General features: G+C 35.3%; 23 protein-coding genes. 10 read left to right on the top strand and 13 right to left on the bottom strand.

The features are described 5' to 3' along the window. Positions 1 to 31: 31 nt before the first annotated feature. The gene (locus tag MTZ49_RS05860; protein ID WP_264747418.1) at positions 32 to 616 is read right to left on the bottom strand and encodes a TetR/AcrR family transcriptional regulator; all 585 of its coding nucleotides are present in this window, start codon (positions 614 to 616) and stop codon (positions 32 to 34) included. Positions 617 to 701: 85 nt separating this feature from the next. Between MTZ49_RS05860 and MTZ49_RS05855 the strand changes: the two genes are divergently transcribed. Further along, the gene (locus MTZ49_RS05855) at positions 702 to 1,652 is read left to right on the top strand and encodes an alpha/beta fold hydrolase (RefSeq protein ID WP_264747417.1); all 951 of its coding nucleotides are present in this window, start codon (positions 702 to 704) and stop codon (positions 1,650 to 1,652) included. A gap of 73 nt (positions 1,653 to 1,725) precedes the next feature. Here MTZ49_RS05855 and MTZ49_RS05850 read toward each other — a convergent pair whose 3' ends face one another. Continuing rightward, entirely contained in the window at positions 1,726 to 4,542 is a 2,817-nt protein-coding gene (locus MTZ49_RS05850) for an autotransporter outer membrane beta-barrel domain-containing protein (RefSeq protein WP_264747416.1), read from the bottom strand. A gap of 223 nt (positions 4,543 to 4,765) precedes the next feature. Between MTZ49_RS05850 and MTZ49_RS05845 the strand changes: the two genes are divergently transcribed. Next, a complete protein-coding gene (locus tag MTZ49_RS05845) occupies positions 4,766 to 5,086 on the top strand; it encodes a helix-turn-helix domain-containing protein (RefSeq protein ID WP_264747415.1) in 321 nt (106 codons plus the stop codon). A gap of 90 nt (positions 5,087 to 5,176) precedes the next feature. Here MTZ49_RS05845 and MTZ49_RS05840 read toward each other — a convergent pair whose 3' ends face one another. The 6 genes from MTZ49_RS05840 to MTZ49_RS05815 form a co-directional block, all read right to left on the bottom strand. Continuing rightward, positions 5,177 to 5,920, bottom strand: coding sequence for an SDR family NAD(P)-dependent oxidoreductase (locus MTZ49_RS05840; RefSeq protein ID WP_264747414.1), 744 nt, complete (start codon positions 5,918 to 5,920; stop codon positions 5,177 to 5,179). Between the two features lie 149 nt (positions 5,921 to 6,069). Next, positions 6,070 to 7,542 (bottom strand): tetratricopeptide repeat protein, encoded by a 1,473-nt coding sequence (locus MTZ49_RS05835; RefSeq protein WP_264747413.1) that lies wholly within the window; start codon positions 7,540 to 7,542, stop codon positions 6,070 to 6,072. A gap of 135 nt (positions 7,543 to 7,677) precedes the next feature. Beyond that, positions 7,678 to 9,048 (bottom strand): sulfatase-like hydrolase/transferase, encoded by a 1,371-nt coding sequence (locus MTZ49_RS05830; RefSeq protein ID WP_264747412.1) that lies wholly within the window; start codon positions 9,046 to 9,048, stop codon positions 7,678 to 7,680. A gap of 64 nt (positions 9,049 to 9,112) precedes the next feature. Next, the gene (locus MTZ49_RS05825) at positions 9,113 to 10,867 is read right to left on the bottom strand and encodes a carbamoyltransferase (protein WP_264747411.1); all 1,755 of its coding nucleotides are present in this window, start codon (positions 10,865 to 10,867) and stop codon (positions 9,113 to 9,115) included. Positions 10,868 to 10,910: 43 nt separating this feature from the next. Further along, positions 10,911 to 12,296 (bottom strand): tRNA 5-hydroxyuridine modification protein YegQ, encoded by a 1,386-nt coding sequence (yegQ, locus tag MTZ49_RS05820; RefSeq protein WP_264747839.1) that lies wholly within the window; start codon positions 12,294 to 12,296, stop codon positions 10,911 to 10,913. Positions 12,297 to 12,436: 140 nt separating this feature from the next. Continuing rightward, on the bottom strand, positions 12,437 to 12,862 hold the full coding sequence (locus MTZ49_RS05815) for a GFA family protein (RefSeq protein WP_264747410.1): 426 nt from the start codon (positions 12,860 to 12,862) through the stop codon (positions 12,437 to 12,439). Between the two features lie 145 nt (positions 12,863 to 13,007). Here MTZ49_RS05815 and MTZ49_RS05810 point away from each other — a divergent pair, with 145 nt between their 5' ends. Both MTZ49_RS05810 and MTZ49_RS05805 read left to right on the top strand, forming a co-directional pair. Further along, positions 13,008 to 13,166: a hypothetical protein gene (locus tag MTZ49_RS05810; RefSeq protein ID WP_264747409.1), complete on the top strand. Its 159-nt coding sequence runs from the start codon at positions 13,008 to 13,010 to the stop codon at positions 13,164 to 13,166. A gap of 209 nt (positions 13,167 to 13,375) precedes the next feature. Next, the gene (locus MTZ49_RS05805; RefSeq protein ID WP_264747408.1) at positions 13,376 to 14,896 is read left to right on the top strand and encodes a hypothetical protein; all 1,521 of its coding nucleotides are present in this window, start codon (positions 13,376 to 13,378) and stop codon (positions 14,894 to 14,896) included. Between the two features lie 49 nt (positions 14,897 to 14,945). On the opposite strand, the gene clpB is transcribed toward MTZ49_RS05805, so the two are convergent. Further along, a complete protein-coding gene (gene clpB, locus MTZ49_RS05800) occupies positions 14,946 to 17,516 on the bottom strand; it encodes an ATP-dependent chaperone ClpB (RefSeq protein ID WP_264747407.1) in 2,571 nt (856 codons plus the stop codon). A 273-nt stretch (positions 17,517 to 17,789) separates the two neighbouring features. Between clpB and MTZ49_RS05795 the strand changes: the two genes are divergently transcribed. Then, complete coding sequence (locus tag MTZ49_RS05795) at positions 17,790 to 18,215, top strand: OsmC family protein (RefSeq protein ID WP_264747838.1); 426 nt, start codon at positions 17,790 to 17,792, stop codon at positions 18,213 to 18,215. Between the two features lie 39 nt (positions 18,216 to 18,254). Here MTZ49_RS05795 and MTZ49_RS05790 read toward each other — a convergent pair whose 3' ends face one another. Beyond that, positions 18,255 to 18,830, bottom strand: a complete 576-nt coding sequence (locus MTZ49_RS05790; RefSeq protein WP_264747406.1) for a DUF2846 domain-containing protein — start codon at positions 18,828 to 18,830, stop codon at positions 18,255 to 18,257. Positions 18,831 to 18,979: 149 nt separating this feature from the next. Here MTZ49_RS05790 and MTZ49_RS05785 point away from each other — a divergent pair, with 149 nt between their 5' ends. The 4 genes from MTZ49_RS05785 to MTZ49_RS05770 all read left to right on the top strand — a co-directional run bounded on the left by MTZ49_RS05785 (position 18,980) and on the right by MTZ49_RS05770 (position 22,975). Further along, the gene (locus MTZ49_RS05785) at positions 18,980 to 19,324 is read left to right on the top strand and encodes a hypothetical protein (RefSeq protein ID WP_264747405.1); all 345 of its coding nucleotides are present in this window, start codon (positions 18,980 to 18,982) and stop codon (positions 19,322 to 19,324) included. A gap of 85 nt (positions 19,325 to 19,409) precedes the next feature. Beyond that, entirely contained in the window at positions 19,410 to 20,069 is a 660-nt protein-coding gene (locus MTZ49_RS05780; RefSeq protein WP_264747404.1) for a paraquat-inducible protein A, read from the top strand. Beyond that, the gene (locus MTZ49_RS05775) at positions 20,047 to 20,688 is read left to right on the top strand and encodes a paraquat-inducible protein A (RefSeq protein ID WP_264747403.1); all 642 of its coding nucleotides are present in this window, start codon (positions 20,047 to 20,049) and stop codon (positions 20,686 to 20,688) included. The genes MTZ49_RS05780 and MTZ49_RS05775 overlap by 23 nt, the downstream gene beginning before the upstream one ends. Continuing rightward, positions 20,681 to 22,975: a PqiB family protein gene (locus MTZ49_RS05770; protein ID WP_264747402.1), complete on the top strand. Its 2,295-nt coding sequence runs from the start codon at positions 20,681 to 20,683 to the stop codon at positions 22,973 to 22,975. The genes MTZ49_RS05775 and MTZ49_RS05770 overlap by 8 nt, the downstream gene beginning before the upstream one ends. On the opposite strand, the gene MTZ49_RS05765 is transcribed toward MTZ49_RS05770, so the two are convergent. Further along, positions 22,972 to 23,580, bottom strand: coding sequence for a CHAP domain-containing protein (locus MTZ49_RS05765; protein ID WP_264747401.1), 609 nt, complete (start codon positions 23,578 to 23,580; stop codon positions 22,972 to 22,974). The genes MTZ49_RS05770 and MTZ49_RS05765 overlap by 4 nt on opposite strands. Positions 23,581 to 23,586: 6 nt before the next feature. Next, positions 23,587 to 24,855: a lipid IV(A) 3-deoxy-D-manno-octulosonic acid transferase gene (waaA, locus tag MTZ49_RS05760; RefSeq protein WP_264747400.1), complete on the bottom strand. Its 1,269-nt coding sequence runs from the start codon at positions 24,853 to 24,855 to the stop codon at positions 23,587 to 23,589. Between the two features lie 192 nt (positions 24,856 to 25,047). Between waaA and speD the strand changes: the two genes are divergently transcribed. Beyond that, a complete protein-coding gene (gene speD / locus MTZ49_RS05755; protein ID WP_264747399.1) occupies positions 25,048 to 25,860 on the top strand; it encodes an adenosylmethionine decarboxylase in 813 nt (270 codons plus the stop codon). A 50-nt stretch (positions 25,861 to 25,910) separates the two neighbouring features. On the opposite strand, the gene coq7 is transcribed toward speD, so the two are convergent. Next, positions 25,911 to 26,558, bottom strand: a complete 648-nt coding sequence (gene coq7, locus MTZ49_RS05750; RefSeq protein WP_264747398.1) for a 2-polyprenyl-3-methyl-6-methoxy-1,4-benzoquinone monooxygenase — start codon at positions 26,556 to 26,558, stop codon at positions 25,911 to 25,913. Positions 26,559 to 26,564 lie beyond the last annotated feature (6 nt).

Raw genomic sequence — 26,564 nt, 5'->3', positions numbered from 1 at the left:
CCGCAGAATATAATTAATTAACTGAGATCTATTAAGGAAACAATCTCATACAAAAATTAATCATTTTTATTAGACGTTCTTTTGGAACACCATCCCTACCTTGAATAGCTAAACCATTTAATACATTCACCACATAATCACCTAGTAATTGACTATCACTGACAGCTGGTAATTCATTATTGATAATTGCTTGTTCTATTCTTTTTGTAATAAGTATCGATTGCTTATGTCTCAATTCCTCTAACCATAATCTAATATTATTATTAGCTTCAGTACAATTAATAGCTGATAAAACCACCATACACCCTTTTGGCTTACTATTATCAGTATACAACTCAACTGCATCTAATAATATTTGCTGTACAAACTCCTTAACTGTATTAGTTTCAAGCAATGCTTTACTAACAAAACCGCCCTCATGCTCCATATAAAACTCTACAGCTTTTCTGAATAATCCTTCTTTAGAACCAAAAGCAGCATAAATACGTGCTGAAGCAATACCTAATAAAGTGACTAAATCAGACATAGAAATGCCTTCATAACCATTTTTCCAAAAAGCGTCTCTTGCTTTTACTAACACTTTTTCAATATCAAATTCTCGAGGTCTTCCGGCCATATTAATTCTTTAATGATTAACAAATAATTGACAAATAAGTTTACCCCCTCTATTATTTGTTGATCAACAAACAATAGGGATGCTAATGAAAAAAATATTTATGTTCTACAAAAAACTAATAACTATCATTTGCTTAGTTTTATTAACAAGTATTACTTCGAACATACAAGCAAAACCAATAAAGTCACCAACCCTTACAGAACATTACATTGATATTAATGATATCAAACTGCACTATGTAACTACTGGTGAAGGTAAACCTGTACTTCTTATTCCCGGTTGGATGCAAACTTGGTACACGTGGCGCTTTATAATTCCTGAGTTAGCCAATAATGGTTTTAAAGTAGTGGCAGTTGACCCAAGAGGGATGGGGTATTCTTCAAAGCCTCTAAATGGTTATGATATGACACAAGTTGCCAATGATTTAAACAAGCTCATGCAACAGTTAGATTATCAAAAATATGATATAGTTGGTCATGACATAGGTATGTGGATTGGCTATGCTATGGCCAGTGACTACCCTCAAAATATTTCTAAATTAGCTATAATAGAAGCTAAAATACCAGGCATTCTAATTCCTGAACCTATAGTTTTTATGGATCAAAAAGACAGTGCTTTCTTCTGGCATTTTCTCTTTAACCAACAGCCTGATTTACCTGAATTATTAATCCAAGGAAAAGAACGGGAATATTTATCTTATATATTTTCAACTTGGTCAATTCACCCAGAAAAAATTGCGCTTGATGAATACACTAAAATCTATAAAACACCAGGTAGTATACGTAGCCAAATGGCCTATTATCGTGCCCTTCCCACCACGATTAAACAAAATAAACAACGAGCTAAACATAAATTAACTATGCCAGTATTAATATTAGGAGCAGACCATAGCCTCAATAATCATGGAGAGACAATGATGAAGCCTATTACTGAGAACTTAACATCTGCCATATTAAAAAATTGTGGCCACTTTTCTCCTGAAGAATGTCCTGAAGAAATTTTACCTCTGTTAATACCTTTCTTAAAAAAGAACTGATAGTACTTTACATAATTTTTTTTAGACAAGTAATAAAATACTCCTAGCAATCACTTACTAGGAGTCACTCTTTTTAGAAACTATAACGGTAACCAACGTCCAATTGTTTTTTATCAAAGTGATTGCCTTTAGCATAGTCAAACTCGGCATAAATATTATGTTGCTTATTAAGGTTCATATTGATGCCTATACCATTGTCAAACCAGCTAGAGCGGAAAGAGTGATCTTGTTTGCTACTATCATTAAATTTATAAGTAGCGCCACCACTCATTTCTCTAACTATGCCAGACTTTAAGTAAACATTAACTGGGTTTTCACCTTGTACTTGATAACCAATCACACCACTAACACGCCCCAATATACTGTTGTAATGACTTAGCCCTACTTTTAAGCCATTACTAGCGTGGACCGTATCACCATCCTGATAGCCATAGGTTAATTGAGCTTGTGGTTCAATATAAAAACTTGTATTTCTCTCTCCTAGCCAAAAACGCTTTCCTACTTCAGTTGATAAGTTCACTCCACTGGTTTTACCTGTCCCTTTTATACCCGTACCTGCAGTATCTTTTACATTAAAATGATTTCTCATACTATTGTATTTCAACACTGTATCAACATATAAACCATTATCCAAAAAATAAGTAGCATATAATCCTGCAATATAGTTTTTACCATTACCATCTCCTCCCCTATAATTTGGGTTAGTTCTGGTAAAACCAGCCATTGCACCTACTACTAGATTGCCATTAGCAACATCTAATTGTTTATCAATACCACCTTGAGTGCCCATATAACTCATATCAAAACCATCTAGTGCAGTACCAGAGAAGGAAGATAACTTACCACCAAAGCTTTTCAACCATAATCCACCTGTTTTCACACTCATCGCTTCGTTATTACGTAGATCACCTAATCTTTGTAATAAGGTTTGGTTTTCGATGTAGTTGGTTAAGTAGCCTATATTTAAAAAACTTCCAGCTGCCTGAGCTGTTGTAGTTAACGAACGCTGACCTGTTGAATATAATTCCACATCATTAGCTGCGGTAGGTGAAGCTCTTAAACCATACTCATAAGCCCCTAATTCAACTTTGTTAGCCAAGCTAAAACTCGCTTGATTTAAACCTGTACTAACCACTGTTAATGTTTCAGTACCATCCGTAGCCGCTGAACCATTATTAACCACATTTAGTCGATGATTCCCCGTCGCTGTACCGTTCACTACAATTAAATCGCCTGTTTGTCCTACTATATCGGTATGGATATTAAATAAGCCATTACCCTGCAAACTATCCGTTGTTAATGTTGTAAAGTTGCTATTAGTAAAATTAACTGTTGAGTTATTGAGCGTTAAATTAGTAACATCTGAACTATCTATCATATTCCAAGTGCTACCCGTCATCGCTAAATTAACTTTGGCAGTGGTTGATGTATCTATTGCTGATGTTCCTGTAAGAATAGAACCTGCATCCATATTAAGATCTATCAATGAACCATTGCCTGATGCTGCAATATTACCTTTTATATTAGCTTTACCTGTTAGCTTTATATTTGAGTTTGCATCTTGGGTATAGAAAGCTGATTGGCTATTTGAAGCTGCATCAATATTAGTTTCTCCTGTTAAAGTAACTTTACCGCCCTGCTGTGCAACGACTGCAAGAGTACTACCCTCTGACATTTTAAATGATATATTTTCGCCATTAATAACGCCTCCACTTACTGCACGCACACCTATAGCTAAACCACCACTAGAATTAACAATAATATCTGTATTGGCTAAATTAACTAATCCTGTACTCCCTTGTGCCTGCGCACCAATCTGACTTTGTATGGTTATACTATTACGATTTGCTACATCACCTTTAAAGTTAACAGTTCCCAGATAACCTGCTACTCCAATTCCTTGTTGTGTAGTAACATGACTCCCTGCACCAATATCTATCACTCCACCATTTTGTGCCAATAGCCCCTGCGCTAGTGATCCTGTTGTTTCTACATTAAGCCTGTCGGCTTCAAAATGGGCTCCAGTTCCTACAGCCCATACCCCTCTATTATTACTACCCGTTGTTTTAATGGAGCTATTTGAGCCAAGATTAACATCTCCACCATCTTGTACATTAACACCATATGCATTGTTTGCAATTATTGTTAACTGATTAGCATTGACTGTACCTGAAGCTACTGTACTTGATTTACGGACATATAAAGCACTATTACCATTCCCTGTATTATTTATGATATTGATTGTGGAGTTATTACCTAAATCTAATGATCCACCCTCTACATCTATAGCATTTCTAGTAGTATTAACAATCCCTGTATTAATTGTTATACCATCTGCTTTAACTATACTGCCTTCTTTAACCTCCATGGCGATGCCAGTATTTTGCATATTTATCTGACCTCCCTGTCCTAAATCCACTTTACTTTGGCCTGATACAGATATTCCTGTAGCATTATATTGGTTATCAATATTTACATTTAAATTATCGGCAATAACACTTGTCTGATTATCAACTTGTAAGCCTACAATGCTTGATGTTCCACTTTGACTAGCTTTAATTTCTGTACCAGAACCAAGATTATTAGTATTGCCATTTTCTAAATTAATACCTATACCACCAGGGTTTGCGCTTCCTGCCTTAATATCAATAGTTACTGCTCCATTGATAGTAACCTTATCCCCTTGAGCAGTACTATTTATACCTATCGCCCTCGCAACTGGAGTAGTTTGGCTTGTATCAACTTTTACAATATCACCATCATTTAAAACAACATTACCACTTAAAGCACCATACTCCGTTGCTAATGCTGTAGTTCCATATACTCCCAAAAGAACACTTATAGTTAACACTAAAGTTTTTTGGTTTTGTTTAATCTTTACATATTGCATCACTTATTCCCTATACATCCTACTTCAAAACTACTAATACAACGACCGATAAAGGAGACATATATTCTCCACATCTGTATTAAATGAAAATTAATTAATAAGTAAAAACAAGATAGTTACTACTTAGATTACTTTTTTTTCAAAAATACTACGTAAAACGTAGTGTACCATATTAATAAAAATTACGAATATCATAGCCTATACATTTACGGGGGAGGCTATCATGGCGAATAGTTACAGAGAAATATTTTGCTATCGCTTGAAACAAGCTAGACAGGCCAAAGGACTGTCACAAAAAATACTAGGAATACATGCAGGAATTGACGAGTTTGTCGCAAGTACCAGAGTCAACAGATATGAAAAAGGAGTTCATGAAGCTGATATTGAAACAACACATCGCTTAGCCATCGTATTAGATGTTCCTTTAGCCTTTTTCTATACAAATGATGACTTTTTGGCAGATATAATTATGAAATTTGAAAAACTACCTCAACAAACCAAACTAACTATTCATAATATAGTAAATGATGCTTTAATAAATTAACTTAACTCTTTCTGACAAACACTTTTATTTTGGGAATATAAGTAAACTAAACTGAAAAATTATATATATATATTCAGCTTAGTTTAATAATTATTGTGCAACATAGCCACCATCTACCAAAATAGCAGCACCATTCACAAAAGAAGCTTCATCACTAGCTAAAAATGATACTACATTAGCTACTTCCTCAGGTTTACCCAAACGTCCAATCGGATGAAGTTTTTCTAAAGATTTCTTACCTTTTTCGCCAATATGATCTAATAACGGAGTATTAATATAACCAGGGCATACTGCATTCACTCGAATACCTTTAGCAGCATAATCTATCGCTAAGGTCTGAGTTAATAACTTAACTCCACCTTTGGATGCTGCATAGGCAGTAACACTATGCTTGCCTACCCAACTATGAATAGAACCACAGTTAACAATGACACCTTTTGTATTGTTCTTTAACCAATACTCAATAGCATATTTATCTAATAGATAAACCGCCGTTAAATTAATATCAATAGTTTTTTGCCATTTATCAAAACTTAATTGGTCAATAGAACCATCATTAGCAATACCTGCATTAGCAAATACTATATCTAATCCATCCAATTGTTTTACAGCGAACTCTATTAAGGCTTTATTTTGTTCTTCACTGGTAACGTCTATTTTAAAGAAAGCCACTTTATGTCCTGCTTTCATTAACTCATCTGCTAAGGTTTGGCCTTTATCACTAAGGTCAGCAATAACTACACTCGCACCATTATTACAAAACTTTCTAACAGTTGCCGCACCAATACCACTAGCACCACCTGTTACGATGGCTACTTTATTTGTAAAGATCATAACTTTATACCTCTTGTAATTTAAGTAAGATACTATTTATTATTTTGGAACTTATTTATATATAAAAGTTTAATGTAAAATTTATATCTGATTATAACTATCCAGTATTCTTACTTACTGAACTATACAGAAAAATAATTGTTCTATTTCTACTCTTCTTTAAGTAACTTTCTTTTTTCTATCCAAATAGTAGCCTCTCTATTATTATAAAAACTACTAAATGGGTTATCATAAAATGATGATACTAGTCTAAATATGGCTTTTCTGTTTCCTTGTTCTGCTGCTTTTTTATACCAATATATAGCCTGTTGCTCATCTTCTTTAACCCACTCGCCTATCTCATAGGCTAGGCCCAACTGATACTCAGCATCCATATTACCTTTTACCGCATCAATAACTAGCTGTTCATCATAATAAACTATTCTATAGTTTCGATCCTTAGCTATCTCTGGAGATTTAGTATTAGAATCCTCACCATAAAAGTCATCTATAGATCTTTTCTGGCTACCACTTAACACTATACTTTCAGACATAACTGCTCTAACTCGGTTATATTTGTCATATTCTTTCAGAGCTTTTTCATTACCTAGTGCTATAGCTTTTTTTAGCCATTTCAGCGAAATGATTCTGTCATCTCTAGCTTTTTCATAATAATTAGCCATCCATAACTGCGCCAAATCATTATCATTTATAGCTAGTTTATAAATAAAAGGAGCCAAATAAGCAAAATCAATGTTGAAATACTCTTCTTTTATTAAAGACTCAGCAAGATGGCTTATAACATACTCATTGTTTTTTGTTGTTTGTTCTTTTAACCATATTTGAACGATTTTATCAGTTTTCTGAAAAGTTATAAGTTGTGATACAGCATACAAATTATCTTTCTGAGATTGCTGCCAAAGCCATTTAAATGTTTTTTCCTCATCATCTTGATAAGAGAGCTTAATATCACCTTTCTTAATCTTTATGAGTTCTTGTTTAGCTTCTTCACTTCCCTGCTCAACTGCTTTAGCTAATAAACTTAGTGCTTCTTCAGGATTTCTACTCGTATAAAACTTACCTAACTGATAAATAGCTGGCACATAACCTTGCTCTATCGATTTTTTATACCAAGTTATTGCATCACTACGTTCATCTATTTTTTTATAAGGATGCTGATCTATTGCAATAAATATTTCATTATTTCGTTCTTTATATTCTTGCCATGACTCACCCTGTTTAATATCAGGTAATTGGGGTTCTTTATATTCATCCCATAGTTCCCTAGAAAATATGTGATATCTACTAATCAAAAAGAAATTATGGTATTGGTAAAAATTACCAAGTTCATACTGTGCTAAAACATGTCCCATTTGCGCAGCTGCTTTTAATGCATCAAACTTATTATAATTAAATCCTGCACAATAATTTCTATGAATAACCTCCCAAGGCAATAGTAAATAAAGTTGATAATATGCCTCACCGTTATCAGCTTCACCTTGTTTTTTCAAACTTGCCACATAATTAAGCCATTTTGGATCAACTGGTTGCCTTACTATTGGAGCACAAGCAGCCATAACAAGTGATACTGAAATATTCAATAAACTAACTATTACTATACTTTTAACAATAAAGTTAGCCATTATCTTCCTATTAAACATTTTCTATTCCTTGAATCATCTAACTACTTATCAATCAACTACATTTATTTATAATAATGTTTATAAAAGATATGAATATACTTAATAAGATATAAAAATAATTATTCTGAATTTATATCATTTATTTTTGATCTTAAAATGTACCCATGAAACTTTGGACATATCAAAATATTTAGAGTTTTCACCATATTTTAAAAACATTGGGCTATGATCCCCAACAACAATAATTTCAACGCCCTTCATTTCAGGCATATTAATTAAATCGGCCAGACCATCATTAAATTGGCTATTTAATACCATACTACGACAAGCATCAGTACCAGTTTTAATATTGAATTTTTCACAGGAAAAACGATGATTTTTTATCTCATCACTAGAATATGGCTGATGTGTTGCGTAAGTTAACCAATAATAGAATACTTTTTGATTCTTGTTTTTAAATGCTTGAGCTACTTCAGGTATTAAATCTAAATCAAAAATTGCGGAACCATCCATGCTATTTTTAGGTAAATCCACATCATTACCAAATAATATTTTCTGAAAACCCGTTAAAGGATACCAATGATCTCGGTTATAAAGTATGCCAACATTTGAGTGTAATGATATGGTTTTGTAACCTGACTTGTTTAGTAGATTTGGTAAGCAATTATCAAAACCATTAGTTTTGTTTACTATAGATAGAAAACGAATATTGTCCGTAGTCCCATTGCAAAGCTCACTTAACTCGGCAATACCAGTCATTAATTTTGAATTATTAGCACCTTGCCTAAAATATTCAAACTTATCTGAATGTAATTTTAAAACCTTTAACTGCTCTTCTAAAATAGCTTCATTGCTATATCCCCATGCTTCAGCCAAGATAAATAAAACTTGGTTGTTTATTGATTGGCCATTTTTTAATGCCGTATGCCAAGGCTCTGTCACATTAATGAATTTTGTAGGTTTTAAACCCAATGCATCTTGAGAAACTGATACTCCTTTAATAACATTATTTATAAAAAAAGGAGTTTGACTATTTGAAATTTTTGGCAAGATAGGTACTGTAATACCAAGAATTATTAATAATAAAATATAGCTTTTTAAATTTGTTTTCTTTGAAAATTTAATAAATAAGAAAAGTTGTATACAACCAATGCAAAGTACTAGATAAAGTAAATACCTATAAATAGGAGGTCCTTTAGTTATATCTTGTAAGAGAAAGAAAAAGTTTATAGCAGCCACATCATAAGGCAAACATTGTATTGTTATAACTAACATATCAATAAAATAAATAGCAATAAACAATACACTGGCTAAAATTTTAATAGTTTTTTTAGGAATAACAAAAAGAATGAAAGGTAGTAAATAATCAATATTTATAAAAGCCCTAGTGATAGGTGGCTCAAGAAGATAGATCATTATCCATATTGCAATATTAGGAATAATAATAGAGAGTAAAACTGCCTTAACAATATCTACTATTTTAATGCTATTGAAAAAAAATTTCATTTTTAAAACTTATAATCCATATAGCCACATTTGTATTTAACATACAAATGCGGCCTGTTTAAAACTAAATATTATCGTACCAATCCATGCCTTCTTTAACCACTAAGATATCTTCCATAATTAAATAACGTAGGTCGGAGCCATAGAACATATTTAGGGCATCTGTGGGTGAGCAAACCATTGGCTCGCCTCTACGGTTAAGAGAGGTATTGAGTACTACACCGTTGCCTGTTAGTTTTTCTATTTCTTTCATCATATCGTAGTAGCGTGGGTTAAATTCACGTTTTAGGGCTTGGGCACGGGAAGTGCCGTCTTCATGAACTACTTCAGGCACACGCGTTTTCCACTCTTCATTAACTTCAAAAGTAAAAGTCATAAAAGGTGCAGGATGGTCAATTTTAAACATCTGTGGTGCTACGGTATCAAGCATAGAGGGGCAGAATGGGCGCCATCTTTCACGGAATTTAATTTGCTCATTAATCTTATCAGCCACGCCTGGCACACTGGGACAGCCTAGGATTGAGCGAGCACCTAAAGCACGAGGACCAAACTCCATCCGACCTTGCATCCATGATACTGGATTACCATCAGCTAAAATTTTAGCAATACGCTCGCACACATTATCGATTTTTTTCCAAACAGGTTTATTTGGATGTGCAGCACAAGCAGCAATAACTTCTTCATTGCTGTAGGATGGGCCTAAGTAAACATGTTCCATTTTTTCTACAGGTTTACCCATTTGGGTAGATACATAAGCCGCCGCACCTATGGCAGTACCTGCATCACTGGAAGCAGGTTGGACAAATAGCTCTTTTACTTCGGGGCGTTCGATAATCTTTTGGTTTAGTTTTACATTTAATGCACAACCACCAGCAAAAGCAATTTTACCTGTTTCTTTAATAATATCCCCTAGATAGTAATCCATCATTTCTAGGGATAGTTTTTCAAATAACGCTTGGATACTAGCCGCATAATGCACATAGGGATCATCGGCAATATCGCCTTCGCGCTTAGGGCCAAGCCATTCAATTAATTTCGGTGAGAAATAATAGCCTTTGCCTTTTTCTTTATAACGGCGGAATCCAATCACATTAACGTAATCGGTATTAATGGTTAATTCGCCATTTTCAAATTTCGCTAAACGGGAGAAGTCGTATTTACTGGCGTCACCATAGGGTGCCATACCCATCACTTTAAACTCACCATCTAGCATATCGAAGCCTAGGTATTCGGTAAGTGCACCATAGAGGCCACCTAACGAATCTGGATCATAAAATTCTTTAATCTTATGGATTTTGCCATTTTCACCATAACCGAAAAAGGTAGTGGCATATTCACCTTTACCATCAATCCCTAAAATAGCGGTTTTTTCTTGAAAGCCTGAGCAATGGTAAGCACTGGAAGCATGGGCTAAATGGTGTTCTACAGGTTGAATCTTAGTTTTCTTAAGATCAAACCCTAGTTGTACCAAACACCATTGAATATGCTTGTAGTAACGACGATAACGACGGTTGCCATTTAGAATCGCATCTAAGGCACGATCGGGGGCATACCAGTAGCGTTTGGCATAGTGCCAACGTGCTTTATCAAAGATACTAATAGGTGCAAAAGGAATAGCAACCACATCCACATCTGCAGGGGTAATGCCTGCTTGTTGTAAGCAGAATTTAGCCGATTCATAAGGCATACGACTTTTTGCATGTTTATCACGAACAAAACGTTCTTCTTCTACTGCTGCTACTAACTTACCATCAATATAAAGCGCTGCAGAAGGGTCATGGTTTACCGCCCCAGATAGGCCAAGAACTGTTAATGTCACCGTATTACCTCATCATCTTAATTTATCTCAATAACGTTATTTATTAGCTAGCCGCCACTTCATTTTTTGCAGGCAAACCTTTGGTATTACCATTATCTAAATAACGCATTAATAACGCATATTCTAATGCAACTGCTTCTGGAATGGGCAAATAAACAATATGTCCATCCCCCGGTGCCACTTCAATAGTTTCACCTTTGGTGTTTTCCATTTGTTCTAGGGTAAAGTGTAAATTACCCTGTGGAGTCATCATTTCTACTTTATCACCTACAGCAAAGCGATTCTTTACCAATACCTCTGCTAGATTGCCACGACGCGCGCCAGTAAACTCCCCAACAAATTGTTGGTTTTCTGAAACCGAAGTACCACGTTCATAGTTTTGATACTCATCATGCACATGGCGGCGTAAAAAGCCTTCAGTATAACCACGATGGGCTAACGACTCTAGAGTATCCATGAGTGATTTATCAAATGGACGCCCAGCCTCTGCATCATCAATAGCTTTACGATACACTTGCGCAGTACGGGCACAGTAATAATGGGATTTAGTACGACCTTCAATTTTTAAAGAATGCACACCCATTTTTACTAAACGCTCCACATGCTGTACTGCGCGGAGGTCTTTGGAGTTCATAATATAGGTGCCATGCTCATCTTCAAAAGCTGTCATTTCTTCTTCAGGACGTGTTTTTTCACGTAAGATAAAGACTTCATCCGTAGTTTTACCTTCACCTAAGGTAGGTTCCACAATATTGACTGCATCAATCTTTTTATCGCTAACAATTTCCCCTAATTCGTTTTCTTTACCTTGCTCTACACCATATTGCCAACGGCAAGCATTAGTGCAAGTGCCTTGATTAGGGTCACGGTGGTTCATATAACCAGAAAGCAAACAACGACCTGAATACGCCATACATAGCGCACCATGCACAAATACTTCCACTTCCATAGCAGGTACTTGTTGGCGAATTTCCTCTACTTCCTCCAGTGATAACTCACGGGATAAAATAACACGGGTCAATCCCATTTGATGCCAAAATTTAACTGCCGCCCAGTTTACCGCATTGGCTTGCACTGATAGGTGGATAGCTATTTCAGGGAAACGCTCACGCACCATCATAATTAAACCAGGATCGGACATAATAAGGGCATCAGGTCCCATTGCTACCACTGGTTCTAAATCTTTAATAAAGGTTTTTAATTTGGCATTATGGGGTGCAATATTAACCACCACATAAAATTTCTTTCCCTGAGCATGAGCCTCATCAATACCCACTTTTAAATTTTTGTGGTCAAACTCATTGTTACGCACCCGTAAACTATAACGTGGCTGCCCTGCATAAACTGCATCTGCACCATACGCAAAAGCATAGCGCATGGCTTTAAGTGTACCTGCTGGACAAAGTAACTCAGCTTTAGAAGTATTCATCATTCAATATTTAATTCACGGATTAGAAACGATATATTGTAGCAGGTTATGGAAAAAGGTAGAACTTCTCTATGATAAGTAACAATTTCGAATTATTTATATTTAAAAGAGACTGTTTAAAAAGTCTCTTTTAATAATTTTTAGTTCTTTGGAAAATATAAATCTATTACTTGTGCCTCTGTTAAATTTTCAGTTTTATCTTCAAAGGTATAATAACTAGGCTTTTTATCAATATAGATTTGTGAGACAAACTCGATATCCTGTAAATCATCAAATATACCAACAGACAGACTATAATGGACTTTCTCGCTTTTTAACCGATAATACAGATGACTACCACAACATTTACAAAACGCTCTTTCAGCCCACTCTGAAGAGGAGTAAACAGTAATATTTTCCTCCCCCTCAAATTGAGGTGTTTTCACTGAATCTACACATAATAATGGGCCACCTCCCCAATGTTTACAAAAGCCACAATGGCATGCACCTAGTTGATTAGAAATAATTGTGTGCACTTTTACCGCACCACATAAACAATTACCTGAGACTGCTATCGTATTCGTCATAATATTTTTCCTTTTAAAACAACTAATCAGCATATAAATTATCTAACTCAAACTATTTCAGCATCCTAGATGCTACCTATTGCCAATTTTCAGACACGATTTTCACCCTTAAACTAACTATAACTATTATAAAGAGGTAATTATTATGTTTATGGGTGGTTCTATTTTTGCTGTTATTGGTATTATTATGTGTATTTATGCTTGTGTAAAAGATATTCAAGCTAGCAAAATCATTTGGGCAATTCTTGATATTCTATTTTTCCCTGTAGGGGTAATTCGCTGTATTATCCATTTACTGAGTTAAATTACTAAAAGATATTATTTAGGCCAATTATCTTAATCATACAAAAAAAGTGCTTACTTTATTTACTGTTTTTAAAGTATAGCACTTTTACCTCACAAAACTTTCTTCCATAAAAACTATCATTCCCCAATAAAAACATTTAATAGACAAAAGAAAGCTTGTTATTTACCATAATAAAAACTAAATACAACCAGCAAATTGATTATAAAATGAAAACTATTAATTTATTTAGCCTAATCCTTCTTACCTTTTTTTTAACTGCTTGTAATACCACCTATAAAACGGCTCAAAACTATTATAATTCTGCCGATTATGTAAATGCTGTAAAAACTATCACTGCTGATACCAATAATCCACCCTCAGAAGAAAAAATCGATATTATTAAAAACTCAATACAACATTTACAAGATCGAATTAAACAATACCCTCGTGGTCGCTATAACGATCGAATAGAAGATTATAAAAAACTGTGGGAAATCCGTAATCTTACGGCAAAAACGCCTTATAAAAATGTAACTAACAATATAGACCCTGAACAATTAGCCAAACTTATTGCACAAGAACATCACCTTAAAGGGCTAGATATCATGCCCTCCACGCCTGCAGAATATCAACAGCAGATAAAAATATTTGAAACGGGGATACGCTTAGATTTTGGCAATATTGATTTGAGAGAAGATTTAGCGAAAAGTAAAAAAACTTATGCAACTATGATGGCTGAGTCTAGCTATAACAAAGGCAAAAAAGCTTTATCTGAAAAGGATTATGAAGAAGCCTGCGAACATTTTAAGAAAACTATAAAACATTTTGAGCGCTATGGTCGTTATAAAGATGAAGATAAACTATTTGCTAAATATGACCCTATTTGGCGTAAAGAAAAAGCAACCCAAAATTATAGTAAAGCCTCTCAACTTGTTAAAACAGCAAAAACTTATCAAGACTACAAAGAAATTGCTGGTCTTTATCACGCAGCTAGTGATATTTATAGCCGTTATGGTAGTTATAAAGATAGCAAAGTTCTTGCCAATAAATATAATCAACTGTGGACAACTCAACATGCTAATGAGTTATTTGATAAAGCTAAAAAATTAGCCGATAATGCAACAACCCGATCAGATCACCGTAAAGCAGCAGAGGCTTTTACTGCATTATCAAGAGAATACTCAAATTACAATAACAGCTTAGCACTTGCTCAAAAAGAAGCTAGTTTAGGCTATATATATGTCTATTACAAATCCAATGATAGTGGTAAAAACTATTGGTTAAATAATCTTATTGATAATGAAGTAAACGCCATTCTCCGTTCAAAAGACTTTAAACAAGCTGATAATAATCATGGTGATTTCTTTATAAGCGTTACTTACACTGAACATGCTAATGATCATCAGAAAATACTTTCTGTAGAAGATCATATAGACACAAATTTTAAATACAAAGAGATTAAAGAACTTATTCAAAGAAACTATGTGCTAAAAACTTCTATTCGTGTGGGTGGAAAAATGAATTATAGCTATGACTTTTCTATACCTATACAATCATCAATAACTCGTACTTTTTATCAAGGAAACTATCCAAGTTGGAAACGTGAGAAATATGAAAAATCCAACGCTAACTGGGATAACTCTTTAAAGTCACCTAAAGATTTAGCTAATGATGCTGAAGCTGAGTTAAAAGTAATATTAAAGAAACACTTAGACAATATTAAATGGCAAGCTATTAATACCTTATAAATAAAAAGCGTTACTTAAAAGTAACGCTTTTTTATAAATATTTACTTTCTTATTCAAATACTATTTCATCATCCTTAACCGTTGCATGAATAGTAGATTTTGGCATAAATTTACCTGCTAAGATTTGTTGTGCTAATGGGTTTTCTATCCAACGTTGGATGGCACGTTTTAATGGGCGCGCGCCATACACGGGGTCAAAACCTACGGCAATTAACTTATCCATAGCGGCTTGATCTAATTCTAAATCTAAATCACGCTCTGCTAGACGACTACGTAAGCGGCTTAATTGAATTTCAGCAATACCTGCAATCTGCTCTCTTGCTAGTGGGTCAAAAATCACCACCTCATCAATACGGTTAATAAACTCTGGTCTAAAGTGAGCATTTACCGCATCCATTACCGCTGCATTTTGCGCTTCTTTATCACCTACTAGCTCTTGAATCTGCGAAGAACCAAGGTTAGAAGTCATTACCACAACGGTATTACGGAAGTCTACGGTACGACCTTGGCTGTCAGTTAAACGACCATCTTCTAGTACCTGCAATAAGATATTAAATACATCAGGATGGGCTTTTTCCACTTCATCCATCAATATCACAGAGTAAGGGCGACGACGTACGGCCTCAGTTAAGTAACCACCCTCCTCATAGCCTACATAACCTGGAGGCGCACCTATTAAGCGTGAAACAGAATGTTTTTCCATAAATTCGGACATATCTATCCGTACCATGGCATCTTCTGTATCAAATAAGAATGCTGCTAAGGCTTTACAAAGCTCGGTTTTACCTACCCCTGTTGGTCCTAAAAATAAAAATGAACCACTGGGGCGATTAGGGTCAGACAACCCTGCTCTAGCACGTCTTACCGCATTGGATACAGCTACTACAGCAGTATATTGACCTATCACCCGTCTATGTAAGTCATCTTCCATATGCAGCAATTTTTCACGTTCGCCTTCCATCATCTTAGATACAGGAATACCTGTCCATTTAGAAATGACTTCAGCAATTTCCTCTTCAGTTACCTTATTGCGTAGTAAGCGATTTTCTGGCTGATTTTCAGTATTTTTAACCGCTTCATCCAATTTCTTTTCAAGGTCTGGAATAGTGCCATACTGTAATTCTGCCATTTTATTAAGATCGCCTTTACGACGCGCATTTTCTAGCTCGGTACGAGCTTGTTCGATTTGTTGTTGAATCTGTGCAGTATCTTGTACGCCTGCTTTTTCAGATTTCCACACTTCCTCCAGATCAGCATATTCTTTTTCAAGGTAGCTAATATCACTTTCTAACTTTTCAAGGCGTTGTTTAGCAGGCTCGTCTTGCTCTTTCTTAAGTGCTTCACGCTCAATTTTCAATTGAATTAAACGACGTTCTAAACGATCTAATGCCTCTGGTTTAGAATCGATTTCCATCCGAATACGGCTAGCTGCTTCATCAATTAAGTCAATAGCTTTATCGGGTAGTTGACGATCAGTAATATAACGTTGTGATAATTTAGCTGCCGCAATAATCGCACTATCAGTAATGGATACCCCATGATGTACTTCATAACGCTCTTTTAGACCACGTAAGATAGCAATAGTATCTTCTTCTGTAGGCTCATCCACTAACACTTTCTGGAAACGACGCTCTAAGGCTGCATCTTTCTCAATATATTGGCGATACTCATCTAAGGTAGTAGCTCCCACGCAGTGTAACTCACCACGCGCAAGTGCAGGTTTTAGCATATTACCTGCATCCATCGCACCATCAGCTTTACCTGCGCCCACCATAGTATGAATTTCATCAATAAACAGAATAATTCTGCCTTCTTGTTTAGCAAGCTCATTAAGCACTGCTTTTAAACGTTCTTCAAACTCACCCCGGAATTTAGCGCCAGCAATTAGTGCGCCCATATCTAAGGCTAATAGACGTTTATCTTTTAACCCGTCAGGTACTTCGCCATTAATAATACGTTGTGCTAATCCCTCTACAATAGCCGTTTTACCAACACCTGGCTCACCAATTAACACAGGGTTATTTTTGGTACGACGTTGTAGCACTTGAATGGTACGACGAATTTCATCATCACGACCAATTACAGGGTCTAACTTACCCTCTTCAGCACGTTTGGTCAGATCCACTGTGTATTTGCTAAGCGCTTGGCGTTTATCTTCAGAATCCGCATCGTTAACACTTTGTCCACCACGTAGGTTTTCAATAGCATTTTCTAACGCTTGCTTACTAACACCTTGTCCTAATAATAATTTACCAAGGGTAGTACCATTATCTAGTGCAGCTAATAATACTAACTCACTGGAGATAAATTGATCACCTTTTTGCTGAGCCAAACGATCTGCTTGATTCAATAGGCGAGACATATCATTAGAGATACTAATATCACCTGTTGGATTCTGAATTTTTGGTAAATCAGCAATGGCTTTATCTAAAACACTACTTAACTGGTTTACATTAAAGCCTACTTGGCTTAATAATGGTTTAATTGAACCACCTTGTTGATTCAACAAAGCAGAAAATAAATGCAATGGTTCGATATTAGGATTATCTTGTCCTATCGCTAATGATTGTGCATCTGCTAATGCAGCTTGTAATTTACTGGTAAAGCGGTCTATACGCATAATAATGACGCTCCTTAAACTTAGAGGCTAAGCTGTATCCTTTTATAGCTGTTTTCCTAGTTTTTTAGACGAGTCGGATGGCTGAAGACAGTACAAAACGGCTAAGCCATTCAACAAAGTATAAATAACTGGGGGAATAGCTATAATTAATACAACTTGCAGTATGTAGTATTAGATAAGGGCATTTATAGCAAAGTTCAAGGGTAGATTTATGTTATCCTTTAGGATAATTTATAGTAATTAGTAACAGTTTATTTTGTATTAGGTGCAATGATGAAAGGTAGAGTACGTTGGGTTGGTGAAAGGCAATTTGTAGCTGAATCTGGTAGTGGTCATACAGTAGTGATGGATGGCCCTCCCGAACATGGTGGGCGCAATATTGGCATCCGCCCTATGGAAATGTTATTACTTGGCTTAGGTGGCTGTAGTAACTTTGATGTAATCAATATCTTAGAAAAAGCACGTCAAGCAGTAGAAAGCTGTGAGGTTTTTTTAGAGGCAGAACGTGCTGATGAAGAACCCAAAGTATTTACTAAAATACATTTACACTTTGTAGTTAAAGGCCATAACTTAAAAGAGACACAAGTTAAACGTGCCATTGATTTATCAGCAGAAAAATATTGCTCTGCTTCTATCATGCTTGGACGCGCTGGTGTTGAAGTTACGCATGATTACGAAATAGTAGAACTATCTAACTAAACAATGTCTTATGGATCCTTTAAAGGGATCCATAATCTATTAAACTTTATTCTTTATTAAGCTACAGAGCTTAATTTTAGATTGAGCTTGGTTACTATCATCAATTTTATTATAAATATAACTACTACTTACCATGCCTGCTACTATTTCTTGTTCAAAATACAGTATTTCACCATTAGCTATTTGAAAAATAGTAGGTTGTTTACAAGTTTTATTACCACCTAATGTATATTCCCCTGCTGGTAATTCTAAACGAATAAAATTCTTACCTTTTATCCAACCAACTTGCTGATCAGACACATTAATAGGTAATGCCTTTAGCATACCAATAAACTGATCCCTAAAAATATAAACTACCCCCTTATCAGCCACTGGCGTAAAATTTTTAGCTAAACGATCCTCTTCTATAGGCGCTTTTTGAACATTACGTGCAGCATTAAATATAACCCATGCCACAAACAGCATAGCACCTATAAAAATAATACCACAAGCTATCCAAACGAATTTGTTAGCTTCACCCAAATCCACACTGGAGATAGTAATACCAGCTATTGTACCAACAATGACACAAGCAGCCATTAATATATTACTTTTACTTTTTTGTGAGCCTGACATTTTTCATTCCTTTAGTAAGCTGATTTACTATCTATTACTATATAATGAAATAGCTTAAAATAACCTTAAATAGGGTTAGAATTAATTTTTATTTAAGCATTGTTTAATAAATTATTAAGTATCAATAAGGATAGTATTAACAATAAGCTATGTTTAATTTCACATTAAAAAATCTTTATGACAATAAAGTTGGCAGTTACCTACTCCTAATAGCACTATTTAAGTGGGGAGGAATTGTTTTTACCCTGTTAGGTATCTTCTTAGCTGTTTGGTTTAATAATTATTGGATCGCTATTATTGGCGGTATCTTACTTAGTATAATTGGTATTGTTGTAGCCCTAATAACTCATTTTATTAGTAAAAAACTAAGTGCTATTATTGTTAAAGGTGGTAATTTAGTAGAAGGTACAGAAAATTACTTAAAAGATCAGGCTATCCAGCAAGCAAAAAAGTTTATAGACCAAAGAAAAAATAATGGTAACAAATCCTCATAAACTAATGCTGTCTAATACAAATAATATTATTAACTAATTCATACACAATGCTATTATACATACAACATTGTTAGTTAATTTTAATATGCCTAATACTCATAGCGAACAAAATACAGATCTTTCTTTAAGTAATTTAATTGCTTGTCCAGAATGTGATCTCTTAATGGCTTGTGATCATTTGCAAGATGATGAGCGTATTACTTGTAGCCGCTGTGGGGCTAAATTAAAAATTTATCGACGCAATATGGCAACAAGGGCATTATCTCTTGTTTTAACAGCACTTATTTTATTTATTCCTGCTAGTTTTGTACCTATTCTAAAAATTAATATTTTAGGTCAAAGTCAACAAGCTTCTGTTTGGGACAGTGTATTAGGGCTTTATCATTCTGGTATGGTAGCAATTTCAGTATTAGTATTAATGTGTGGTTTTGCTATTCCTCTCTGTAAACTTCTTTGTCAGCTTTATGTCTTATTAGCGATTTACACTAATAGAGGTAAAGTACTAGCTATTACCTTCTTTAAAACATATCAGCAACTTAAAGAGTGGGGTATGTTAGAAATTTATTTATTAGGTATATTAGTTTCAATTGTTAAATTACATGGTATGGCTGAATTACATATCGGTATAGGACTGGCTTGTTTTATCATGCTGTTGTTTGTCCAAGTATGGCTAGAGATTGTAATGAATCAACCACAAACATGGGTATTATTGGAAGGAATGAATGATAGCAACAAGAGCGATTGATAAGGGTATTATTACCTGCCATAGCTGTCATAACTTAGCGAGTATCGATGAGATCAATACTCCTTGTGAACGTTGTGGTTCAACATTACATGCTAGACGCCCACAGTCAATTATGAAAACGTGGTTATTATTAATCACTGCCACTATTTTATATATTCCTGCTAATTTACTACCGATTATGACGGTTAATTATCTGGGAATGTCTACACCATCAACTATTATGGAAGGTGTAATTACCTTTATTAACATGGGTGATTGGTTTGTAGGTAGTGTAGTATTTACAGCCAGTATATTAGTTCCTTCAATGAAACTATTAGGCCTCACTGTATTATTAATTTATGTACAACGTGGCCGACACCTATCACCTAAAATCTGTACGATAATGTTTCGTTTTATAGAATGGATTGGCCGTTGGTCAATGTTAGATATTTTTGTGATTGCAATTATGGTTGCCTTAGTTAACTTTGGTAATCTTTCTACTATTACTGCTGATTGGGGAGCATTAGCTTTCGGCAGTGTAGTGATTATTACTATGCTTGCTGCCATTTCCTTTGATCCACGCTTAATTTGGGATCATGTTGAAAAAATTGAAAATGATGAGAAAACACTGAATGAGTAAACTAGAAAACGCCAAAAAATCAAAGGAAACTAATCTATCTGCTTTTTGGCTACTACCCATTGTTGCCTTAGCTGTCACATTATGGCTAGGTTGGCAGTCTTATCAAAATCAAGGTATCACTGTTACGGTTGAGTTCGAAAATGGCAGTGGCATACAGGCTAATAAAACCAGTGTTATGTATAAAGGTATTGCCATTGGTAAGGTAAGCGATCTAACCATTGATACGGATACACGTAAAGTAATTGCAACCCTTGAAATTGAAAAAGAAGCAGCTCCCTATTTAGGCAAAAAGTCATTATTTTGGCTAGTCAGCCCAAAAGTTTCTCTAGGTGGAGTTACTGGTTTAGAAACGATTGTTTCAGGTGTTTATATCTCTGTTGAACCCGTTGAAGGTGAACTTGGTCATAAGTTTGTAGCACTAAAAGAAGCTCCATCTCTTTTAGATCATGCACCAGGACTACATCTCACCTTAAAAGCAAACAAATTAGGCTCATTAGATAAAGGCAGCCCCATTTACTATAAGCAACTACAAGTAGGTGAAGTTAAAAACTACCAACTGGATGATGATCAAAAATCAATTAAAGTTAATGTCCTTATTTATAAACCATACGAACACTTAGTGAATCAACAAACTCGCTTTTGGAATGCCAGTGGTATTACAGTAACTGGTGGCTTTGCTGGATTTAAAGTTCATGCAGACTCACTTGTGAGCCTTGTATCAGGTGGTATTTCCTTTGAAACTCAAGAGGATCTAGACAAGAAAGATACCCCTCTAGATATAGATAAGCCTTTTAAACTCTATGAAGATTATGTAGCAGCTCAGTCTGGTATTAAAGTTGAGCTTAAGTTACATGAATTATCAGGCTTAACAGAAGACAAAACTACCATCATGAATCAAGGTGTACAAGTTGGTATTTTGCGTAAAATAAAAATTGATAAAGATTATACAGGTGCTACTGCGGAGCTAAGTTTAGATCCACGTACCGAAGGCTTACTGCATGAAGGTACTGAGTTTTGGGTAGTAAAACCTTCTATTTCTCTAACAGGTATTTCTGGTTTAGAGACCATTGTAAGAGGAAACTATATTGAAGTGCGTTTTTCTAAAAAGGGTGAACCTACTAGAGAATTCACTATCCGTCGTAAAGCACCACCATTAAATACAGATGCACCTGGTTTACACCTTGTTCTAAAAACCCAACAACTAGGCTCCTTAGACATTGGTAGCCCTATTCTTTATAAACAATTGAAAGTAGGCTCCGTGCAAAGCTACCAACTCTCTCGTGATAAACAAAAGGTTATTATTGGCATCCATATAGAACCAGAATATGCACAACTTGTGAATAACTCTACTCGTTTCTGGAATGTAAGTGGTATTTCTTTAAAAGGCGGTATGTCGGGTATTGAAGTAAAAAGTGAATCATTACTTACTTTATTAGCGGGAGGTATAGCCTTTGACACACCTAACCCCAAAGCAACACCTGTCACAACTGTCAAAGCATTCCCCCTTTATGCCAACGAAGAAAAAGCAAAAACAGCAGGCACAATAATAACTCTACAATTGGATACCACAGAAGGTATTTCTGAAGGAACACCTATTCGTGTTAGAGGTTTAGAGATAGGTACAATTGAAAGCATGTCATTAACTAAAGACTTATCAGGCATTACTGCAACAGCCCGTATAACTCAAGGTAATGATCTTATCAGCCGCAGTAATAGTATATTTTGGGTTGTTAAACCTGAACTTGGTTTATTAAAAACGGCAAACTTAGGAACACTTATTACAGGTGCCTATCTTGAGGTGCTCCCAGGCACTACCTCTGCCCGTAAGCAAACTACTTTCCAAGTACGATCAGAGCCACCTACCGTAAAAGCGCAACAAGAAAAAGGCTTGTATTTAGTATTAACCGCATCACGTAGAGGATCATTAAATATTGGTGTACCTGTTACTTATAGAGAAATACCTGTTGGTAAAGTAACTAACTTTAAATTATCTCCCCAAGCTGATCGAGTGTTTATCGATATCTTAATTGAACCTAAATATGCACCACTTGTAAAAGCTAATTCCCAGTTCTGGAATACCAGTGGCATTGGTATTGATGCGGGCTTGTTTAAAGGGGTGAAAGTACGTACTGAATCATTACAAACTATCATGGCAGGCGGCATTGCTTTCGCAACACCTGAAACCAACATGGGTGAGCCTGCAACAGCAGGCAGATTCTTTATGCTATATGATGAACCTAAAGAGCAATGGTTAAAATGGGCACCCAAAATTCAATTAAAACCTTAAGGCCTACGTAAAAAGCCTAATACATTAGGCTTTTCTATAGTCCAAGAACCATTATTTACTTTTTTTAATATAATGGTTTCTCGGCTACTAGCAAAAGGACCTGGGTTTTGCTGAATAATCTCTATTGAGTCCTCAGTGACTCTAGAAATAATGGCTACATGCCCATAACGATTAGTTAAAGTGCCATCAAATACTAAAATATCTTCTACCTGTGGTTTCACACTACCATTACTAAATTGTTTAAGGTTTCTTTGAGAATTTAATGTACCAGACGCAACAGATGAGTTAAAAAAGCTTTTTGCATGCCCATAAGAGTCTGGCATTTTATGTTGAAAACGCTGGTAATAATAACGCTTAATAAACTCTACACATTGATATTTTAAACCTAAATTATAACCATCTGCGGTTAAATTACGTCCTTCAACATGACTGACTCCTCCATTGTAGTAGACTTTAACATCATTAAAACTATCTACAATATCACCAACTTGCCTATTAGGATTGATATTAGCTTTAGTAACAGTAACATAACCAACCACTACTAAAAATATGCTTAATATAGTAAAAATTAATAATTTTTTCTTTTTAAAAAACAGCTTGAACATCCTGTTTTAACTCACCAATTGTTGATCAATTCCTTGTACTAATCGCTCTAATGCCCCTTGATTATGTTGCATAATCTGATTGCCACCTTGCACCATCTGCTCTATCAAAGCATCATTTTCAAATAATCGCTTAAGCTGTAAAAAAAGTTCTTGAGAGTTATTCACTACGGCTAATGCATGAGCATCTTTCAGTTGATTGGTAATTTCCTGAAAATTATATAAATGTGGGCCACAAATAACGGGTTTATGTAAAGCCACTGGTTCTAGTACATTATGACCACCATTATCGACAAGACTTCCACCTACAAAAGCTATATCAGCTAACGCATACAGAAAAAGTAACTCGCCCATAGTATCACCCACTAATACCTGTGTTTGGCTAGTTACCAATGCCTGCTCAGAACGTTTAATGGTATTAAAATGTTTGGCTGTTAATTCAAATACATCATTAAATCGTTCTGGATGACGAGGTACTAAAATAAGCAAACCATCAGGATGTTGTGCTAATAGTTGCCGATGAGCCTCTAAAACTATTTCATCTTCACCCGCATGAGTGCTGGCTGCAATCCATGTGGGACGATCAGTACTTTGCCACTTTTTACGTAACTCATCGGCACTTTTTATTAACTCTGATTCAATATTAATATCAAATTTAATAGAGCCAATCACAGCAACATTTTCTGGTACAGCACCTAGCTCAATAAAACGATCTGCTTCTAGCTGGGTTTGCACAGCAATCCAATTAATAGAAGCAAACATTGGGCGTGTTACTTTATGGAATTTAGCATAGCCTTTTGCTGACCTCTCTGAGAGTCTTGCATTGGCCAAAACCACAGGAGTATTCATTTGATGACAATAATAGATATGATTAGGCCAAAGCTCAGTTTCCATAATAATAGCTACTTTAGGTTGTAACTTTTTAAGAAAACGTTTAGCAATACAGGGAGCATCATAAGGCATATAACAATGCTGTACTCTATCACCAAATAATGACTTTATACGTTCTGAACCAGTAGGTGTCATGCATGTGATAGTAATAGGTAAATCAGGATGCTCATCCAATAATGCATTAATCATCGGAGCAGCAGCAATGCTTTCACCCACTGACACCGCATGAATCCAAATACCATGAGGTTTTAAACTTTTTAATTTAAAGGCAAATCGCTCAGCAATACGTTGTTTATAAGCTGGAGCTTTTCTAGCACGCCAAAATAAACGCCCTGTAATAACAGGTAGCGCCATATAAAATAATACACTATAAAGTAAACGGTTCATTAATCTATCTACAAATAATCACAATTAACAGTCTATCATTAAAAAACGGCTTGAAATATAAGATTAGATTTGCATAATGCATACTTTAATCAATATTTCCATTAAAAATAGTTCTAACCTATCTAGATAATACAATATAATTAACTTAGCTAAGTAAAACACTCTGGCTTTGTAGAGGAGTCTAACCAATAAGTGAATAGCAAACTTAAATTATATGGATTCAATAATCTAACCAAGACCTTAAGCTTTAATATCTATGATATCAGCTATGCTGAAACCCATGAAGACCAACAAGCCTATATTCGTTACATTGATGAAGTATACGATGCTGAGCGTCTAACTCAGATACTAACAGCAGTTGTTGATATCATTGGGGCTAATATCCTTAATATTGCGCGTCAAGATTATGATCCACAGGGGGCTAGTGTAACTATCTTAATCTCAGAGCAGCCAGTCGCAGAGACTGATGTTGATTACGATACTGAATCACCAGGCCCCTTACGCGACACAATACTAGCCCACCTTGATAAAAGCCATATAACCGTTCATACCTACCCAGAAGTTCATCCTGTTGAAGGCATCGCTACCTTTCGTGTAGATATAGATGTATCAACCTGTGGTGTTATCTCTCCGTTAAAAGCACTGAACTATCTTATCCATCAGTTTGATTCTGACATTGTAACGGTTGACTATCGTGTACGTGGATTTACGCGTGATGTTGAAGGCAAAAAATTATTTATTGATCATGAAATCAATTCTATTCAAAATTATCTTTCTAAAGATACACGCACTAATTACCAGATGATGGATGTAAATGTTTATCAAGAGAATTTATTTCATACCAAAATGCTATTGAAAGATTTTGTGTTGGAAAATTACTTATTTGGCGATGCCACTAATAATTTATCTGATCAACAACGAGAAAAAGTAAGCGCCAGCTTACGCCATGAAATGTTAGAAATTTTCTACGGCCGTAATATACCTAAAAATAAAATTTCTAATTAGCAAACCATAAAAAACCCAATTTAATGATTAAATTGGGTTTTTTATTTTATTTAAATACGATAAGTAGTTTTAGTCATTACTTTAGAAAGCAATGTCATACCCATCTTCACAGGCGTTGGAAACTTAAAACCACCTGCCGCTATAGCATTAGTAGAATGCTTTTCTTCATCTACACGCATTTGTTCTAGAATAGCTCGTGATTTTTCATCATCGGTAGGTAACTGTTCTAAATGTTCATCCAGATGCCTACACACTTGGTCTTCAACTGCTGCTACAAATCCCAAACTTAAACGATCACTAATTAAACCAGCTGCAGCGCCCATACCAAATGACAAGCCATAAAATAGCGGATTTAAAATACTCGGTTTTTGGCCTAACTCTCTTACTCGTTCTTCACACCATGCTAAATGATCAATTTCTTCTTCAGCAGCCTTTTCCATGGCTTCTCTAACTTCAGGTAATTTTGCTGTTAATGCTTGGCCTTGATATAAAGCTTGAGCACAGACTTCGCCCGTATGATTAATTCGCATTAAACCAGCCACATGCTTACTTTCTTGCTCTGTTAACTCAGCATCAGCAAAGGTTTTAGCAGGAGAAACACGATAAGGCGACCCTGAAAATGGTAGCAAAGTACGTAAAGCCGAATTCACTTGCATTAGTAACTTATCTGCAGGTGTGTAATGACGTTGATTTGCCATGGAAAC

It is taken from the genome of Entomomonas sp. E2T0 (genome assembly GCF_025985425.1).
Classification (GTDB): Bacteria; Pseudomonadota; Gammaproteobacteria; order Pseudomonadales; family Pseudomonadaceae; genus Entomomonas.
This window is presented reverse-complemented; position numbering and strand designations above follow the sequence as displayed.

Bases quoted from the DNA above. Each gene is read 5' to 3' on its own strand.
- MTZ49_RS05860 (WP_264747418.1), bottom strand. From the start codon at position 616: ATGGCCGGAAGACCTCGAGAATTTGATATTGAAAAAGTGTTAGTAAAA.
- MTZ49_RS05855 (WP_264747417.1), top strand. From the start codon at position 702: ATGAAAAAAATATTTATGTTCTACAAAAAACTAATAACTATCATTTGC.
- MTZ49_RS05850 (WP_264747416.1), bottom strand. From the start codon at position 4,542: ATGCAATATGTAAAGATTAAACAAAACCAAAAAACTTTAGTGTTAACT.
- MTZ49_RS05845 (WP_264747415.1), top strand. From the start codon at position 4,766: ATGGCGAATAGTTACAGAGAAATATTTTGCTATCGCTTGAAACAAGCT.
- MTZ49_RS05840 (WP_264747414.1), bottom strand. From the start codon at position 5,920: ATGATCTTTACAAATAAAGTAGCCATCGTAACAGGTGGTGCTAGTGGT.
- MTZ49_RS05835 (WP_264747413.1), bottom strand. From the start codon at position 7,542: ATGGCTAACTTTATTGTTAAAAGTATAGTAATAGTTAGTTTATTGAAT.
- MTZ49_RS05830 (WP_264747412.1), bottom strand. From the start codon at position 9,048: ATGAAATTTTTTTTCAATAGCATTAAAATAGTAGATATTGTTAAGGCA.
- yegQ (WP_264747839.1), bottom strand. From the start codon at position 12,296: ATGAATACTTCTAAAGCTGAGTTACTTTGTCCAGCAGGTACACTTAAA.
- MTZ49_RS05815 (WP_264747410.1), bottom strand. From the start codon at position 12,862: ATGACGAATACGATAGCAGTCTCAGGTAATTGTTTATGTGGTGCGGTA.
- MTZ49_RS05810 (WP_264747409.1), top strand. From the start codon at position 13,008: ATGTTTATGGGTGGTTCTATTTTTGCTGTTATTGGTATTATTATGTGT.
- MTZ49_RS05805 (WP_264747408.1), top strand. From the start codon at position 13,376: ATGAAAACTATTAATTTATTTAGCCTAATCCTTCTTACCTTTTTTTTA.
- clpB (WP_264747407.1), bottom strand. From the start codon at position 17,516: ATGCGTATAGACCGCTTTACCAGTAAATTACAAGCTGCATTAGCAGAT.
- MTZ49_RS05795 (WP_264747838.1), top strand. From the start codon at position 17,790: ATGAAAGGTAGAGTACGTTGGGTTGGTGAAAGGCAATTTGTAGCTGAA.
- MTZ49_RS05790 (WP_264747406.1), bottom strand. From the start codon at position 18,830: ATGTCAGGCTCACAAAAAAGTAAAAGTAATATATTAATGGCTGCTTGT.
- MTZ49_RS05785 (WP_264747405.1), top strand. From the start codon at position 18,980: ATGTTTAATTTCACATTAAAAAATCTTTATGACAATAAAGTTGGCAGT.
- MTZ49_RS05780 (WP_264747404.1), top strand. From the start codon at position 19,410: ATGCCTAATACTCATAGCGAACAAAATACAGATCTTTCTTTAAGTAAT.
- MTZ49_RS05775 (WP_264747403.1), top strand. From the start codon at position 20,047: ATGATAGCAACAAGAGCGATTGATAAGGGTATTATTACCTGCCATAGC.
- MTZ49_RS05770 (WP_264747402.1), top strand. From the start codon at position 20,681: ATGAGTAAACTAGAAAACGCCAAAAAATCAAAGGAAACTAATCTATCT.
- MTZ49_RS05765 (WP_264747401.1), bottom strand. From the start codon at position 23,580: ATGTTCAAGCTGTTTTTTAAAAAGAAAAAATTATTAATTTTTACTATA.
- waaA (WP_264747400.1), bottom strand. From the start codon at position 24,855: ATGAACCGTTTACTTTATAGTGTATTATTTTATATGGCGCTACCTGTT.
- coq7 (WP_264747398.1), bottom strand. From the start codon at position 26,558: ATGGCAAATCAACGTCATTACACACCTGCAGATAAGTTACTAATGCAA.